This window comes from Streptomyces sp. NPDC002788, from assembly GCF_053592115.1.
The window spans coordinates 315,629-330,629 of the sequence record NZ_JBSFVB010000001.1 but is presented as its reverse complement, the minus strand read 5'-3'; the positions used below and the strand labels follow the sequence as shown (position 1 = coordinate 330,629).

The 15,001-nt window shown below is 71.4% G+C and carries 16 protein-coding genes and 1 pseudogene; 9 read left to right on the top strand and 8 right to left on the bottom strand.

The genetic code is table 11. From position 1 onward, the window contains the following. The first annotated feature begins 9 nt into the window (after positions 1-9). Positions 10-1,467 (top strand): NCS2 family permease, encoded by a 1,458-nt coding sequence (locus ACWD1U_RS01490; RefSeq protein ID WP_451103628.1) that lies wholly within the window; start codon positions 10-12, stop codon positions 1,465-1,467. 46 nt (positions 1,468-1,513) lie between these two features. Next, positions 1,514-2,665: an XdhC family protein gene (locus ACWD1U_RS01485; RefSeq protein ID WP_451103627.1), complete on the top strand. Its 1,152-nt coding sequence runs from the start codon at positions 1,514-1,516 to the stop codon at positions 2,663-2,665. Between the two features lie 9 nt (positions 2,666-2,674). Here ACWD1U_RS01485 and ACWD1U_RS01480 read toward each other — a convergent pair whose 3' ends face one another. The 3 genes and pseudogenes from ACWD1U_RS01480 to ACWD1U_RS01470 all read right to left on the bottom strand — a co-directional run. Beyond that, a complete protein-coding gene (locus ACWD1U_RS01480) occupies positions 2,675-2,812 on the bottom strand; it encodes a hypothetical protein (RefSeq protein WP_451103626.1) in 138 nt (45 codons plus the stop codon). Between the two features lie 56 nt (positions 2,813-2,868). After that, positions 2,869-3,309 (bottom strand): SRPBCC family protein, encoded by a 441-nt coding sequence (locus ACWD1U_RS01475; RefSeq protein WP_451103625.1) that lies wholly within the window; start codon positions 3,307-3,309, stop codon positions 2,869-2,871. A gap of 121 nt (positions 3,310-3,430) precedes the next feature. Beyond that, positions 3,431-3,921, bottom strand: a pseudogene (locus ACWD1U_RS01470) (polysaccharide deacetylase family protein); the annotation flags it as partial. A 99-nt stretch (positions 3,922-4,020) separates the two neighbouring features. On the opposite strand from ACWD1U_RS01470, the gene ACWD1U_RS01465 reads away from it, so the two are divergent. From ACWD1U_RS01465 to ACWD1U_RS01455, 3 genes are all read left to right on the top strand, one after another. Next, the gene (locus ACWD1U_RS01465) at positions 4,021-4,182 is read left to right on the top strand and encodes a hypothetical protein (protein WP_451103624.1); all 162 of its coding nucleotides are present in this window, start codon (positions 4,021-4,023) and stop codon (positions 4,180-4,182) included. A gap of 103 nt (positions 4,183-4,285) precedes the next feature. Then, positions 4,286-4,888 carry a D-glycero-alpha-D-manno-heptose-1,7-bisphosphate 7-phosphatase gene (locus ACWD1U_RS01460; protein ID WP_451103623.1) on the top strand — a complete coding sequence of 201 codons (603 nt, stop codon included), beginning with the start codon at positions 4,286-4,288 and terminating at the stop codon, positions 4,886-4,888. A 96-nt stretch (positions 4,889-4,984) separates the two neighbouring features. Further along, positions 4,985-5,962 carry a glycosyltransferase family 9 protein gene (locus tag ACWD1U_RS01455; protein WP_451103622.1) on the top strand — a complete coding sequence of 326 codons (978 nt, stop codon included), beginning with the start codon at positions 4,985-4,987 and terminating at the stop codon, positions 5,960-5,962. A gap of 7 nt (positions 5,963-5,969) precedes the next feature. On the opposite strand, the gene ACWD1U_RS01450 is transcribed toward ACWD1U_RS01455, so the two are convergent. The 3 genes from ACWD1U_RS01450 to ACWD1U_RS01440 all read right to left on the bottom strand — a co-directional run bounded on the left by ACWD1U_RS01450 (position 5,970) and on the right by ACWD1U_RS01440 (position 8,812). Beyond that, positions 5,970-6,290, bottom strand: coding sequence for a DUF3040 domain-containing protein (locus tag ACWD1U_RS01450; RefSeq protein WP_451103621.1), 321 nt, complete (start codon positions 6,288-6,290; stop codon positions 5,970-5,972). Between the two features lie 91 nt (positions 6,291-6,381). Further along, positions 6,382-7,290, bottom strand: coding sequence for a polysaccharide pyruvyl transferase family protein (locus ACWD1U_RS01445; RefSeq protein WP_451103620.1), 909 nt, complete (start codon positions 7,288-7,290; stop codon positions 6,382-6,384). Positions 7,291-7,369: 79 nt separating this feature from the next. Then, on the bottom strand, positions 7,370-8,812 hold the full coding sequence (locus ACWD1U_RS01440; protein ID WP_451103619.1) for a family 43 glycosylhydrolase: 1,443 nt from the start codon (positions 8,810-8,812) through the stop codon (positions 7,370-7,372). Positions 8,813-9,082: 270 nt separating this feature from the next. Here ACWD1U_RS01440 and ACWD1U_RS01435 point away from each other — a divergent pair, with 270 nt between their 5' ends. Beyond that, on the top strand, positions 9,083-9,670 hold the full coding sequence (locus tag ACWD1U_RS01435) for a Fur family transcriptional regulator (protein WP_451103618.1): 588 nt from the start codon (positions 9,083-9,085) through the stop codon (positions 9,668-9,670). On the opposite strand, the gene ACWD1U_RS01430 is transcribed toward ACWD1U_RS01435, so the two are convergent. Both ACWD1U_RS01430 and ACWD1U_RS01425 read right to left on the bottom strand, forming a co-directional pair. Beyond that, entirely contained in the window at positions 9,557-10,369 is an 813-nt protein-coding gene (locus ACWD1U_RS01430; RefSeq protein WP_451103617.1) for a class I SAM-dependent methyltransferase, read from the bottom strand. The genes ACWD1U_RS01435 and ACWD1U_RS01430 overlap by 114 nt on opposite strands. 64 nt (positions 10,370-10,433) lie before the next feature. Further along, positions 10,434-11,468, bottom strand: coding sequence for a LacI family DNA-binding transcriptional regulator (locus ACWD1U_RS01425; RefSeq protein WP_451103616.1), 1,035 nt, complete (start codon positions 11,466-11,468; stop codon positions 10,434-10,436). Between the two features lie 314 nt (positions 11,469-11,782). On the opposite strand from ACWD1U_RS01425, the gene ACWD1U_RS01420 reads away from it, so the two are divergent. Genes ACWD1U_RS01420 through ACWD1U_RS01410 form a run of 3 tightly spaced genes read left to right on the top strand, consistent with a single transcriptional unit; the run spans position 11,783 to position 14,984 of the window. After that, the gene (locus ACWD1U_RS01420) at positions 11,783-13,087 is read left to right on the top strand and encodes an ABC transporter substrate-binding protein (protein WP_451103615.1); all 1,305 of its coding nucleotides are present in this window, start codon (positions 11,783-11,785) and stop codon (positions 13,085-13,087) included. A gap of 11 nt (positions 13,088-13,098) precedes the next feature. Beyond that, complete coding sequence (locus tag ACWD1U_RS01415; protein WP_451103614.1) at positions 13,099-14,154, top strand: carbohydrate ABC transporter permease; 1,056 nt, start codon at positions 13,099-13,101, stop codon at positions 14,152-14,154. Beyond that, the gene (locus tag ACWD1U_RS01410; RefSeq protein ID WP_451103613.1) at positions 14,151-14,984 is read left to right on the top strand and encodes a carbohydrate ABC transporter permease; all 834 of its coding nucleotides are present in this window, start codon (positions 14,151-14,153) and stop codon (positions 14,982-14,984) included. The genes ACWD1U_RS01415 and ACWD1U_RS01410 overlap by 4 nt, the downstream gene beginning before the upstream one ends. Positions 14,985-15,001 lie beyond the last annotated feature (17 nt).

Sequence of the window (15,001 nt, the reverse complement as noted above, 5' to 3'; positions counted from 1 at the left end):
GGCCCACACATGACCCAGCAGTCAGTAGAGCCGAGGACCGCAGCCGAGGACGCGGGTGAAGGCACTCGCGTCCCGGCCGGGCGGTCCTGGCTCGACCGGTACTTCCACATATCCCACAGAGGGTCCACGGTCGGGCGTGAAGTGCGCGGCGGCATCACGACCTTCATGGCGATGGCGTACATCCTTCTGCTCAACCCCCTGATCCTGTCCGGCAAGGACGCGGCCGGCGCCATGCTCGGCCAGCAGGCCCTGATCACCGCGACCGCGTTCGCGGCGGCCCTGACCACCCTGTTGATGGGCTTCATCGGCAAGGTGCCCCTCGCTCTCGCGGCGGGCCTGTCCGTCTCCGGAGTCCTCGCCTCCCAGGTCGCGCCCGAGATGACCTGGCCGCAGGCGATGGGCATGTGCGTGATGTACGGCGTGATCATCATGTTGCTGGTCGTCACCGGCCTGCGCGAGATGATCATGAACGCGATCCCGCTCGCGCTCAAGCACGGCATCACCATGGGCATCGGCCTGTTCATCGCCCTCATCGGTTTCTACAAGTCCGGCTTCGTGCACCGGGGAGAGACCACTCCCGTCACCCTCGGCGCGGCGGGCGAACTGGCCGGCTGGCCCGTCCTGCTCTTCGCCGGCACCCTGCTGCTGATCTTCATGCTCCAGGCCCGCGACATCCCGGGCGCCATCCTCATCGGCATCGTCAGCGGCACGATCGCGGCCGCGGTCCTGAACGCCGCCGGGGTCGTCGACCCCGAGCAGTGGGCGGGCGGCGCTCCCGAACTGCACGGCGGCGCCGTCTCCATGCCCGACTTCTCGCTCTTCGGTGACGTCGAGTTCGGCGGCTGGGCCGAGGTCGGCGCGATGACCGTCGGCATGATCGTCTTCACGCTGGTGCTGGCCGGGTTCTTCGACGCGATGGCCACCATCATCGGCGTCGGCACCGAGGCAGAGCTCGCCGACGGCAAGGGCCGGATGCCGGGCCTGTCCAAGGCGCTGTTCATCGACGGCGCCGGCGGTGCGATCGGCGGTGTGTCGGGCGGCTCCGGCCAGACCGTGTTCATCGAGTCGGCCACGGGCGTCGGCGAGGGCGCCCGCACCGGCCTGGCCTCCGTGGTCACGGGCCTGTTCTTCGCGGCCTGCCTGTTCTTCACCCCGCTCACGGCGATCGTGCCGCCGGAGGTGGCGTCCGCCGCCCTCGTCGTCATCGGGGCGATGATGATGATGAACGCCCGGCACGTGGACTGGGCCGACCGGGCCACCGCCGTCCCGGTGTTCCTGACGGTCGTGCTGATGCCCTTCACCTACACCATCACCACCGGTGTCGCCGCGGGCGTCATCTCCTACGTGGCCATCAGGACCGCCCAGGGCAAGTGGCGCGAGATCGGCGCCTTCATGTGGATCCTCACGGCGGTGTTCCTCGTGTACTTCGCCCTCCACCCGATCGAGAGCTGGCTGGGCGTCCGTTGACGCCCCGCCGCAGCCCTTCCCCGCGACCTCAAGGAGACCGAGACAGATGCTGGACATCGCCGAGGAGCTGAACCGGTGGGTCGAGCAGGGCCGTGACTTCGCCGTGGCCACCGTGGTGGCCGTGGGCGGCAGCGCGCCCCGCATGCCCGGCGCCGCGCTCGCGGTGGACGCCGACGGCACCGCGATCGGCTCGGTCTCCGGCGGCTGCGTGGAGGGCGCGGTCTACGAGCTGTGCGAGCAGGCGCTGAGGGACGGCGAGACCGTCCTGGAGCGCTTCGGCTACAGCGACGACGATGCCTTCGCCGTGGGTCTGACCTGCGGCGGCGTCATCGACATCCTGGTCACCCCGGTACGGGCCGCGGATCCGGTCCGTCCGGTGGTCGCCTCCGCCCTCACCGCCGCCGCGCGTGGGGAGGCCGCGGCGGTCGCGCGGATCGTGTCGGGTCCGCGCGAACTGACGGGCCGGGCCCTGCTGGTGGGGCCCGACGGCTCCTGCGACGGCGGCTTCGGCGCCCATCCGGAACTGGACCGCACGGTCGCCGCCGAGGCGGGTGCCTTCCTGGACGCCGGCCGCACCGGCACCCTGGAGATCGGAGAGCAGGGCTCTCGCTGCGGAGCACCGCTCACGGTCCTGATCGAGTCCTCGGTCCCCGCGCCGCGCATGATCGTGTTCGGCGCCATCGACTTCGCCTCCGCCCTGGTCCGCATCGGCAAGTTCCTCGGCTACCACGTCACGGTCTGCGACGCGCGCCCCGTCTTCGCGACCCGGACGCGCTTCCCCGAGGCCGACGAGATCGTCGTCGACTGGCCCCACCGCTACCTGGAGCGTACGGACGTCGACGGCCGCACGGTCCTGTGCGTCCTGACCCACGACGCCAAGTTCGACGTGCCCCTGCTGAAGCTGGCGCTGCGGCTGCCGGTGGCCTACGTCGGTGCCATGGGCTCCCGGCGCACCCACCTGGACCGCAACGCCCGCCTGCGCGAAGCGGGCGTCACCGAGCTGGAGTTGAGCCGCCTGCACTCGCCGATCGGGTTGGACCTCGGGGCCCGTACGCCCGAGGAGACGGCCCTGTCGATCGCGTCGGAGATCGTCGCCGGGCGGCGTGGGGGCAGCGGGGTCTCGCTGACCGGGGCGCACACGCCGATCCACCACGAGCCGGAGCCGAAGGAGGTGGGGCGGATCGGCTCGGTGGCCTGACGCGGCCGGTCAGCGGGCCATGGCCTGCAGGAGCGAGAAGGGTTCCGCTTCCGGGAGCGGGGTGACCGCGGCGAGGGACAGGCCGGCGGCCTCGCACAGCACCTCGAAGTCCGTGCGGGTGCGTTCCCTGCCGCCCCCGTTCGCCACGGCCGACTCCGCCCTCATTCCTGGACGAAGGTTCCGCCCTGCGGGCCGCCGGTTCGTCAGGGGTGTCTGAGCAGGTGGTTCACGGTCCGCCCGAACACGTAGCGTGCGGAGCGCCCTACCGCACCGTCGAGGAACGACGGCAGGAACCGGACCCGGATCTCCTCCCGCCACACCACCCGGGCACGCCCTCCCGGCCCCGGCCGCACCTCGAGCTCCGCCCACCCGAGGACCACGCGCCCGCGCTTCTCCAGCCGGCACATCCCCGGACCGCCGTCATGAGGCGGCTGCCAGACCGTGACCTCCATCGGGTCGTCGAAGCCCAGCGGACCGACGCCCGAGCGGGCCACGACGACGGTACCCTCACGCGTCGGCCCGGGCGGGATCACCCGGACCACCGTCAACGGCACGGCCGCACCGTGCCGCGACCACCGCGTGATCCGCCGCCACGCCTCGTCGAGGGGGAGCGGTGCCGTGCGCTCGATCTGGATGTTCGCCACATCCCGATCGTAGGGAATCCTCGTCAGGAACCCAGGAGTCGGTGCACGGCGCGGCGGGCGCGGTCCCGCGCGGGGCGGCGGTCGCGGCTCCCCATCCCGGCGGTGGGGCGCCGGTACACCTTCCCGGCTCGGCCTTTCCCGGAACCGGCGACTGCGGCACCGTCACGAACACATGGCCCCGTTCCTTCAGCGCGTCGATGATCCCCGGCACGGCCGGCATCGTGCCGTCGCAGATGTCGTGCGGCAGGGTGATCCCGTCCCGGGACGACTCGGCGAGGACCCGGCGGGTGATCAGGTCGGAGGCGGTCGTGAGGCAGTCCTTCGCCGTCACGCTCCACAGCACCTCGGACAGGCCGAGTTCGCGGCAGATCTCGTGCACGGTGCCGTTCGTGCGGCCCTGCGGCGAGCGCATCGGCGTGGGGCGCCGGCCGGTGAGCCGTGCCATCTCCTCGTCGGGGTGTTGCAGCTCCTCGCGTATCTCCTCCGGTCTCAGTCCGGTCAGGACTTCGTGGTCCCAGGTGTGGCTGGCCACCTCGTGGCCTCGTCGGCCCTGCGGCGCACCAGCTCCGGGTACTTCTCGATGTGCCGCTCGCCGAGGAGGGACGCCTCCGCACTCACCGTCCGGCCCGACGAGGTGTTTGAGGAGGCCGTACCGCGGCACTCGCAAGCACCGTAGAGTCCCCGTGCGTCGCCGGAGGGAGGGCCGCCCCCATGACGTCGTACGACGGCCTGGCCGGCGACCGGACCGCCTCGGAACCGGGGCCCCCGCAGCACCCCTTGAGCGTTCTCGGCGGTATGCCGGAACGCACCACCGTGCTGGGCGGCGGCGGTCGTGGGCCCGCCGCCGCCCGCGACACGGGAGTGCGCGGGTGACGACCGGCGGCCGGCGTGCTCGTCCCGCCCGCCGCGAACCGGCGCCGGTCGTCCGGCGCCGGGCGTCCCGCCACACCTCGGCCCGGCAGGAGGAGTTGAGCAAGTGAGCCCAGTGAAGGCCGTGCTGTTCGACCGCGACGGCACGCTCGTCGAGGACGACCCCCACAACGCCGACCCCGACCGCGTACGCCCCGCCGAGGGCGCCCGCGAGGCGCTCGCGCTGCTGCGCGAGCACGGCATCCGCACCGGCGTCGTCACCCACCAGCCCGGCGTCGCCCGCGGCCTGCTCACCGACGCCGACGTCCGGCGCGTCAACCACCGCGTGGACGAACTCCTCGGCCCCTTCGACGTGTTCGCCGTCTGCCCGCACGGCCCCGACGACGGCTGCCACTGCCGCACCCCCCAGCCCGGCATGCTGCTGTGGGCGGCCGGACGGATCTGCACCCGGCCCGCCGAGCTCGTCGTCATCGGTGACACCGGCGCCGACGTGGAGGCCGCGCGCCGGGCGGGCGCCCACGGCATCCTCGTCCCCGACGGGCGGACCGGCCCCGCGGAGACAGGGCACGCGGAGCATGTCGCCCCCGACCTGCTGACCGCCGTCCGGGCGGTGCTCGACGGGCCGCCGAAGGGCCGGGTCCTCGCCGACGAACGCCCCATCCAGGAGGCGTTCACCGCCGATCCCGGACCGGGTCGTCCCCGGCCCTGACGGAGGACCCCGCAACCCCGGCGCGAGGCCCCCGCACGGCACCCGATGAGCGGGTCGATCGCGGCGGATCCGGTGCGCGTACGGCAGGCTGCTGGCATGACATCGGGCACCCCACCGGACCCCGCACGCCCCCGCCTCCTCGTCCTGCGCGCCCTGGGGCTCGGCGACCTCCTCGCCGGTGTCCCCGCGCTGCGGGCCCTGCGCCGGGCCCACCCGGGGCACGAGCTCGTCCTGGCCGCACCGGGCGAGCTCGCTCCGGTCGCGGAGCTGACAGCGGCCGTGGACCGGCTGCTGCCCGCCTTCGCCCCCGGCCGGGCCGTCCCCCGCACGCTCGACTGGACCGGCCCGCCCCCGGACATCGCCGTCGACCTGCACGGCAACGGACCGCCCAGTCACCTGCTGCTCCTGGGGCTGCGCCCCCGGAAGCTGCTCGCCTTCGCCCACCCCGACCTGCCCGAGATCGACGGCCCGTCCTGGTACCCGGAGGAGCACGAGCGCGACCGCTGGTGCCGGCTGCTGCGGGCGTACGGCATCGACGCCGACCCCGGAGACCTGCGCCTGCCCCGCCCGCGCACCGGCTCCCCGGCGCCCGGCGCGGTCGTGCTGCATCCCGGCGCCGGGTCACCGGCCCGCTGCTGGCCCGTCGAGCGGTACGCGGCCGTCGTGGACGGACTGCGCGCGCGGGGCCTCAGGGTCGTCGTGACCGGCGGCGCGGGCGAGGCCGACCTGGTGGGGCGGCTCGCCGAGCAGGCGGGCCTGCCCGACACCGACGTCTTCGGCGGCGGCCTCCCCTTCGGCCGGCTGGCCGCTCTGGTCGCCGACGCGCACGCCGTGATCAGCGGCGACACCGGCGTCGCCCACCTCGCGTACGCCTATGCCACGCGCTCCGTGACCCTGTTCGGACCGGTCGCGCCGAGCCGCTGGGGCCCGCCGCCCGGCCCGCGCCACCGCGCGCTGTGGTACGGCCCGGAGGGCGACCCGCACGGCCGGACCCCCGACCCCGCGCTCCTGCGCATCACCCCCGGTGACGTCCTGCACGCCGTCGGCGAACTGCCCGGCGACCCGCAGCCGTGAAGACCGCTCAGCCGCCCGACCACCGGCACAGCAGCCGGAAGGCGGCGAACAGGGTCAGGGGCCAGAAGGCGGCGAACGCCCATATGACACCTGGATCGGAGGTGACGATGCCGGCCACCATCAGACCGACCGACACCGCCAGCAGGACCGCCACTGTCCCCACGCGGGGGCGGTAGGCGGCCACGCGGGCCAGCACCAGGGCAGGGTCGGGTCGGCGGCTCAGCCGCCCGGTGCGCAACCGGCGGTCGAGGCGGCGGTCGCGGCGCAGGGCGCGCTCCATCTCCTCGAGGATGCGCTGCTCATGATCGGGAAGTCGGCCGATGGACACGCGGTTCTCCTTCCGGGCGGCCGGAGGCGTCTTCTCTCCCGGGGGACGTACTGCGGGGAATGACAATCGGGTGCCCCGCGCGGTCCCCGCGCTAACCGGGGACGGGCCGCGCCAGCGCCTCGACGAGCCGGTCCGCGCTGTCCGGTACGGTTCCCTCCCGGAACCCGTCGCGGATCTGCCGCGCGGTCACGCGGCCGCCGGTCAGGCACCAGTCCCACCAGCGGTCCAACTGCCGAACGTCCAGCCGCTCGGCGGGCACCAGGGCGGGCCAGCCGCAGGCCCGGGCCTGCGCGGTCAGCTTCGCCCCGCCCGCGACCGGGTCCACGGCCAGTACCGGCGTGCCGACCCGCAGTGCGATGACCAGCCCGTGCAGCCGGTCGGTCACGACCAGGTCCAGCCGGGCCAGCACCGACTGCAGTTGCGCGGGCGTGGCGCTCAGATGCCAGTCGTGTGTGTCGAGCCGCGTGTCGAGCTCCAGCCGGGCGCAGTCCTTGACGGCCAGCCAGCGCGTCACCTCCTCGGCGACCTGCCCGTGCCGTCGCAGATGCCCGTACTCCTCCTGCCCGTGCGCGAGGATCACCCCGACCACCGGCCGGGCGGGCACCTGAGGGGCGCGGGCCGCCAGGTCCTCCACCGGCTCGCTGTCGGGCCCGTCCCGGGGCAGTACCCGGTGGAAGCCGGTCACGGCCTGGCTGCCGGGGTCGATCACCGAGGTGCCCACGGCGATCCGCACACAGTGCGCGAACCGCCGGTGCAGCTCCTCGACCTGCGGCCCGTACAGCGGACCGCACACGAATACCAGGTGGGTGTAGTCCTCCGGCCACAGCCGGTCCAGATGCAGCGCCTCCGGACGGAAACCCGGACTCCAGGCGACGTCATAGGGGATGCCGGTTCCCCGCAGCACGTCCTCCACCCGGCGCAGGGCCAGTACGTCCCCGGCGGTCGCCTCCCCGTCCCGGAAGCTGAACCACCCGGTCAGCAAAACCCTGCCCGGTCGCATGCCCTCTCGTGTCTGCACATGCCCTGAGTGCCCGCCCGCAGGGAAGACAATCAGGGCATTACGCGCATTTACCGCACGGTCACTGGGCGTAGAAGGTGGCGTCCGCCCGGTCGGTGGCCGTACTCACCGCCTGCACGTTCAGCAGGTACTCCCAGTGGCGGACATATCGCCCCGGGTAGTTGTACGACTCGTACGACACGCCCGCGGAGTCGGCCAGCCCGGCGCGCCGGTGGAAGGTGGCGTCGGCCGCGAACTGCGTACTGCCGTCGTTCCTCTCCAGCCACACCTCGAAGTTCTTGTGCCGCAGGTAGTAACCGGGGAAGTTGGCCGACTCCAGCGAGACGGTGCCGCTGCCGGCCAGGCCGGGTACGACGCGGAACTGCGAGTCGGCGAGCTTGGTGACGTTCGCCTCGATCCGGGCCCGGTAGTCGTAGTGCCGGACGAACCGGTCCGGGAAGTTGTACGAGGAGAAGCGCTGCGGAGTCACCCCGTCGGCCACCGGGATGCCGAAGTTCGGGGTGCCGTCGGCGTTCCAGTACACCTTCTGCACGCGGGTGCGGCGGTTGGGGTCGTTCAGGGGGTCGCCGCTGATGTCCTTGTAGCTGCGGTCGTGGTAGACGAGTATGTCGCTCTTTCCGTCCTCGGAGACCGTGAAGGAGTTGTGGCCCGGACCGTACTGGCTGGTCGCGGCGCTGCTGGCGAACACCGGGCTGGGGCTCTTGCTCCAGGAGGCCTGACTGAGCAGGTTCGCGCTCGCCGAGGCGGTGAGCATGCCCAGGCAGTAGTTGCTGTCGGTGGCACTCGCCGAGTACGTCATGAACACCTTGCCGCCGCGCTGGATGACCGCCGGGCCCTCGTTGACCTTGTAGCCGACGGTCTCCCAGGAGTAGGTGGGCCGCGACAGCATCACCGGAGTGCCGGTGATCGTCCAGGGGTTGGCCATCCTCGCGAGGTAGATGTCGGTGTTGTTGTTCACGGACGGGTCGCGCTGCGCCCAGGCCAGATAGCGCACGCCGTTCACGACGAAGGTGGTGGCGTCCAGCGAGAAGCTCTCCCACTGGGTCTTGATCTGCCCCTTCTCGGTCCAGGTGGCCGTGAGCGGGTTGGCGCCCGTGCCCTCCAGGACGTACATCCGGATCGCCCACACGTCGTTGGTGGCGCCGGCCGCGAAGTACACGTACCACTTGCCGTCGATGAAGTGGATCTCGGGCGCCCAGATGTGGGCGCCCATCACGCCGCTGGCGTGCTTGGTCCAGATGGTGGTCTCGGGGGCCGTCGTCAGCCCCTGGATGGTGGTCGCCCGGCGCAGCACGATCCGGTCGTACTCGGGGACGGTCGCGGTGAAGTAGTAGTAACCGTCGGTGTGCTTGAAGATGTGCGGGTCGGCCCGCTTCTCCGCGATCGGGTTGGTGTAGCCGACGGCGGGGGAGTCGGGCACGGCGGCCTGCGCGGGCGCACCGGCGAGGCAGGTCGCGAGGGCCACGAGGACTGCCAGGAGCAGCCGGACGGCTATGCGTCTCAAGGGAGTTCTCCAGAAGGGGGTCAGTGGGTGGGCACGAGCCGCTTCCGTCCGTGATATCGAACGCAGTTCGTGAATTCGGCCATGAATTCGGTCAGAAGATAAGTGGGGCGCCCACCCCCGTCAACGGTTCGGACAGGGGGGACAGGAGGAGCGGGCAACGGTTTCGCCGGGCGGGGCGGGAGGTACGGGCCGCGCACTCTTCGACGTGAAAACCATGTTCATCTAACATGGTGTGCCGACCGACGCGCCGTCAGACCGAGGAGTCCTGTGATGGGTGAAGCGGAGAAGGGGCAGGTCACGCGGCGCGTCTTGACGCCGGGCCTGCGCAGCACCCGGCAGCGTCGGGCCGTGCTCGACGCCCTGGGCCGCTGCCGCGAGTTCGTCTCCGCGCAGGAACTGCACGCGCTGCTGGCCGGCTCCGGCAGTACCGTCGGCCTCACCACCGTCTACCGAACCCTGCGCGAACTGGACCGCGCAGGGTTCGTGGACGTCGTACGCGACGAAGGCGGCGAGCGGCTCTACCTGGGACGGCCGGCCGGGGAGCACCGCCACCACCTCATCTGCCGCCGTTGCGGCCGGAGTCGACCGGTGGACGCGGAGGCGGTCGAGCAATGGGCCGCCCGGCTCGCCGAGACCACGGGCTTCACGGAGCTGGAGCACACCCTCGAACTGAGCGGCGTCTGCGGACCCTGCGGGCGCGGACCGGCCACCGCCCCCTGCCCGCCGCCCCGTCCGGCCGACCGGTCAGCCGGAGAAGCGGGCCGTCCCGGTCAGGACGCGAACGTCGAGGTCGGTGACCGCGTCCGCCGTCAGCCGGGCGGTGAACTCGGCGCGCACGCGCTCGACGGCGGCCGGTGACAGCCCGTCGAACATCCCGCGCGTACCGCTGCCGGTGGCCAGGGCCCAGGCCGAGTCCGGGGTCAGGGGGGTGTCGAACTGCCGCTGGACCACCTGCGGTTCGCTTCCGCCGAGGTCCTTCAGCCAGGCCGCGAGGGTGCCGGCGGTGTCGATCCGGGCCAGTTGCTCCCGCTGCGGGGGCCGGGGCAGGTCGCGCTCCGTCAGGACGGCGCCCCGCAGCGCCGACTGCCAGCCGCCGAGCGCCCCCTTCTCCCAGATCGTGACGACGAACCGGCCACCGGGACGCACCATCCGGGTCAGCGCGGCGGAGTCGCGGTCCATGTCCGGGAAGAAGAACACGCCGAGCGCACACTGCACGACGTCGTAGCCGTCGCCGGGTACGGGCCACGAGGTGACGTCGTGGTGGTGGAAGCGGATGTTCTCCAAGCCCTGCTCCCGCGCCCGGCGTTCACCGATGGCCAGCAGTCTGTCCGCGAGGTCCACGGCGTCCACCCGCCCGGCCGACCCCACGGCCCGCGCGGCCGGCAGCGCCGACGCCCCCGCTCCGCAGCAGGCGTCCAGCACGGACTCCCCGACGGCCGGGGCGGCAACGCCGGCCGTGGCCTCGCCGACCGGGTCCCACAGCGCCCCGGACCAGTGGTGGAATCCCTCCGCTCCCGCGCTGAAGACGTCTCCGACGGTGTTCCGTCCGGTGGTCATACGGCAGCCCCCTCGTTTCGGCCGAGTCTAGGCAAGGGGCGCCGAACGACGCGCGGGATTTGCCTCAGCCCGGCGGCAGTCGGGGCTCCGGCGCACTGTGTGGGACGGGCGGCGGGGCGGTGGTGCTCCGGGGAATCACGTGGGTCCGCAGCACGAGGTGCTGCTCACGGTCCGCGCCCGGGTCGTTGATGAGCGACAGGGCCAGCTCGCCGGCTTCCCGGCCTATCCGTGCGGGCGACTGGGCCACAGTGGTCAGGTCGAACCACTGCGCCATCGGCTGATCGTCGAAGCCGACGACCGACACCTGCCCGGGCACCTCCATCCGCGTCGCACGCAGCGTCCAGATCACGGCGACGGCCACCTCGTCCTGCTCGGCGAAGACCGCGGTGGGCGGCTCCCGCAGCCCCAGCAGCCGGCCGACCGCCTCGGCGGCACCCCGCTTGTCGCCCGAGGGGGTGGCGACCACCAGATCGTCGTCGAGCGGCAGGCCCGCCTCGGTCAGTGCCCGCCGGTAGCCGACCAGCCGCTCCTGCGAGCTGAAGGAGAAACCGCTCGCACCCACGGTCTGGACGAAGGCGATCCGGCGGTGGCCGAGGTGCAGCAGATGCCGGGTGCCATGCAGGGCCCCGGCGATGTCGTCGACGTAGACGCTGGGGCGTCCGTCGACGTGCTGGCTGACGTAGACGACCGGCATGGCGAGGTCGTCCAGCCGGGCCGTCTCCTCCTCGGTGAGGTCGAAGGAGAACACGAGCAGCGCGTCCGCGTTGCGCCGGGCCGGGAGATGCGCGAAGAACGCGGTGCGCTCGGCCATGTCGGGGATCACGTACACCGTCAGTTCCATGCCGGCCGCCCGCAGGACGCGGGCCAGACCCGACAGGGCCGCGCCCATGAACCACGAGCTGAGCGTGGGCACGAGCACCGCGACATTGCGGGTCCTGCCCGTCACGAGGCTCGCGGCATGGCGGGAGACCGCGAAGTCCAGCTCCCGGGCGGCCTGTTCGACCCGGGCACGGACCTCGGGCGAGACGGTGGACAGGCCGCGCAGGGTGCGCGAGACGGTGGATGTGGAGACCCCGGCCCGTTCCGCGACGTCAGCCATCGTGGGGTGTCGCTGACCTGGTGGCATGCGCCTGGACGTTAGCACAGCGACATCGCATCGAACGACTCGCGTTGGCAGCGCTGTCTCACCTGATTCTTGCCCTCTTACGACGTTGCGGTGCATTGACTTCCCCGTGGGGCACTCCTAGCGTGCAAACGTTGTCTCGACAGGATCGAAGTCGCCCCGGAGGGACGCCTCTTCTCTGCTGTGACCTGCGGGTTTTATCAGAGGAATGCCGTGGCAACGCAATCTCATGACCAAAGCCATTCCGGGGGAACAGACACGACTTCGGTTCAGTCAGACCAGGAGAGACAGTGAAGACCAGCACCGCCAGAGCGATTCAGTGTTCCGCAGCGCTCGCCGCCGCCGGGCTCCTCCTCACCGCCTGCGGCTCATCCGGCGGCAGCGGCTCCGGACAGTCCGCGCAGGCCGCCCCGGTGGCGTTCAAGGGCCGCGGCCCCATCACCTATGTCGCGGGCAAGGACACCACCGGCACCGTCCAGACGATCATCAACCGCTGGAACAAGGCGCACCCCAAGGAGAAGGTCACCTTCATCCAGCTGCCGACGGACGCCGACTCCCAGCGCCAGCAGATGATCCAGAACGCGGAGACGAAGTCCGACGCCTACACGGTCCTCGCCACCGACGTCGTGTGGACATCGGAGTTCGCCGCCCACCAGTGGATCGAGCCGCTGCCCGCGAACAAGTTCCCGCTCGGCAAGATGCTCCAGCCGGTGGTGGAGACCGGTAAGTACCGCGGCAAGCTGTACGCCGTCCCCGCCAGCTCCAACGGCGGCCTGCTGTTCTACCGCACCGACCTGCTGAAGAAGGCCGGCGTCACCCGACCGCCCACCACCTGGGCGCAGATGACCGCCGACTGCGCCAAGGTGAAGAAGCTCCCCGAAGCCAGGAACATGTCCTGCTACGCCGGGCAGTTCCAGAAGTACGAAGGCCTCACGGTGAACTTCGCCGAGGCCGTGAACTCCGCGGGCGGGCAGATCGTCGACGCGAACGGCAAGCCGGACGTCGACACCCCGCAGGCGAAGAAGGGCCTGGACTTCCTCGTCAATGCCTTCAAGGACAAGACGATCCCCAAGGAAGCCATCACCTACCAGGAGGAGGACGGCCGCCAGGCCTTCCAGGCCGGCAAGCTGATCTTCCTGAACAACTGGCCGTACGTGTACTCCCTGGCGCAGAAGAGCGCCATCAAGGGCAAGTTCGCCGTCGCGCCCCTGCCCGGCCTGAACGGGCCCGGCGCCTCCAGCCTGGGCGGCTCCAACCTGGCCCTGTCGTCCTTCGCCAAGAACAAGGCCACGGCACTGGACTTCATGAAGTTCTTCACCAGCGAGGAGAGCTCGACCTACTTCCTGAAGAACGCCTCCCTCGCCTCGCCGTACGCGGACCTGTACGACAACGCCGCGCTGGACAAGCAGTTCCCGTACCTGCCCGACCTCAAGCAGTCCATCACCAAGGCCGTGCCGCGCCCCCGCGTCGTGCAGTACGGCGACGTCACCGCCGCCGTCCAGAACGAGGTCTACGCCGCCATCACCGGCAAGAAGAGCAGCGGACAGGCGTTGAAGGACCTGCAGTCCGACCTGCAGAAGCTGACGGCCCAGTGAGGGCGCGGGTCATGGCCGACACCGCGATCCCGCCCGAAACCGCCGCGCACCGGCCCGGGACGGCGGCCGCCCGCCGCCCCGGGCGGCCCCCGGCGCCCGAGCGCCCCCGCCCGCGGGCCACCGCGGGCGCGGGCCGCCTGGCCGCGCTCCTGGTCTCACCGACCCTGCTGGTCCTCACGATCGTCGTCATCTACCCGACGCTCATGGCGCTCGACGAGTCCCTGTACGGGCCGAAGGGCCTGGACCCCAAGACCGGGTTCATCAGCAACACCGAGCCGTTCATCGGGCTGAAGAACTACGCCGACATCTTCACCCAGGCCGGAGACCGTTTCTGGAACGCCTTCTGGAACACGACCTTCTTCACCGTCGTCACGGTCTCGATGGAGACCGTGATCGGCGTGGCCATGGCGCTCATCATGCACCGGGCGTTCCGGGGCCGCGGCCTGGTGCGGGCGAGCATCCTGGTGCCCTGGGCGATCCCCACGGCCATCTCCGGTCTGCTCTGGAAGTGGATCTTCAACGCCGACGGCATCGCCAACGTCCTCCTCGGCCACCAGGTGCTGTGGACCGCCGACGGCTTCTCCGCCAAGATCGCGGTCGTCATCGCCGACGTGTGGAAGACCGCCCCCTTCATCGGACTCCTCGTCCTGGCCGGCCTGCAGGTCATCCCGAAGGAGGTCTACGAGGCCGCCCGGCTCGACGGGGCGAGCGCCTTCCAGCAGTTCCTGCGCATCACCCTGCCCCTGGTGAAGCCCGCCCTGCTCGTGGCGGTGCTGTTCCGCTGCCTCGACGCCCTGCGCATGTTCGACCTGCCCTACATCCTCATCGGAGCCCAGAAGGGCTCCGTGGAAACCCTCTCGATGCTCGCCCAGAACGAGGCGTCCAACGTCCGCTTCGGCCCGGCCTCCGCCTACGCGGTCCTCCTCTTCCTCTACGTCTTCCTCATCGCGCTCGCCTTCGTACGGCTGCTCGGTGCGGACCTCACCGGGGACGCGGGCGCCACGAAGAAGAGCAAGAGCCGGCGCCTCAGGGGGCCGCGCCGCCACGCACCGGAGGTGACGGCATGACGCTCGGCGCCAAGTGGCGGCAGTGGCTGCCGTATCTGGGCATCGCCCTGGTCGTGGCCTACTGCCTCGCCCCGTTCTACTGGATGCTGGTCTCCAGCCTCCGCGGTACCAACGACATCTTCAGCACGTCGCTGTTCCCCTCCCCGCTGTCCTTCGAGAACTACCGCTCGGTGTTCAGCCCGGCGCAGGGGTTCACCAGGGCGCTGCTCAACAGCCTGATCGTCGCGGGCATCACCACCGCGCTGTCGCTGGTCCTCGCCACGTTCACCGCGTACGCGATGGCCCGGCTGGAGTTCCGTTTCAAGCGGCTGATCCTCACCCTGATCATCGCCACCTCGATGTTCCCCGTGGTGTCGATCGTCGTGCCGCTGCTGAAGCTGTTCACGGACATCGGCTGGATCAACACCTACCAGTCGATGATCGTGCCGAGCATGTCCTTCACGCTGCCGCTGGCGGTGTGGAACCTGACCACGTTCTTCCGGCAGATGCCGGACGAGCTGGAGCACGCGGCGATGGTCGACGGCTGCACCCGCGGCCAGGCGTTCCGCAAGGTCATCGTGCCGCTGGCCGCGCCGGGCATCTTCACCACCGCGATCATCACGTTCATCGCCGCCTGGAACGAGTTCCTCATCGCCCTGTCGATGACCAACAAGCCCGGCATGCAGACCGCCACCGTCGCCATCTCCAAGTTCTCCGGTGCCACGACCTACCAGACGCCGTTCGGCAGCCAGATGGCCGCGGGCGTCGTCGTGACCATTCCGCTGGTGGTCATGGTGCTGCTCTTCCAGCGCCGTATCGTCGCCGGGCTCACCGCCGGCGCGGCGAAGTAGCCACCGCCCCCGTGCTC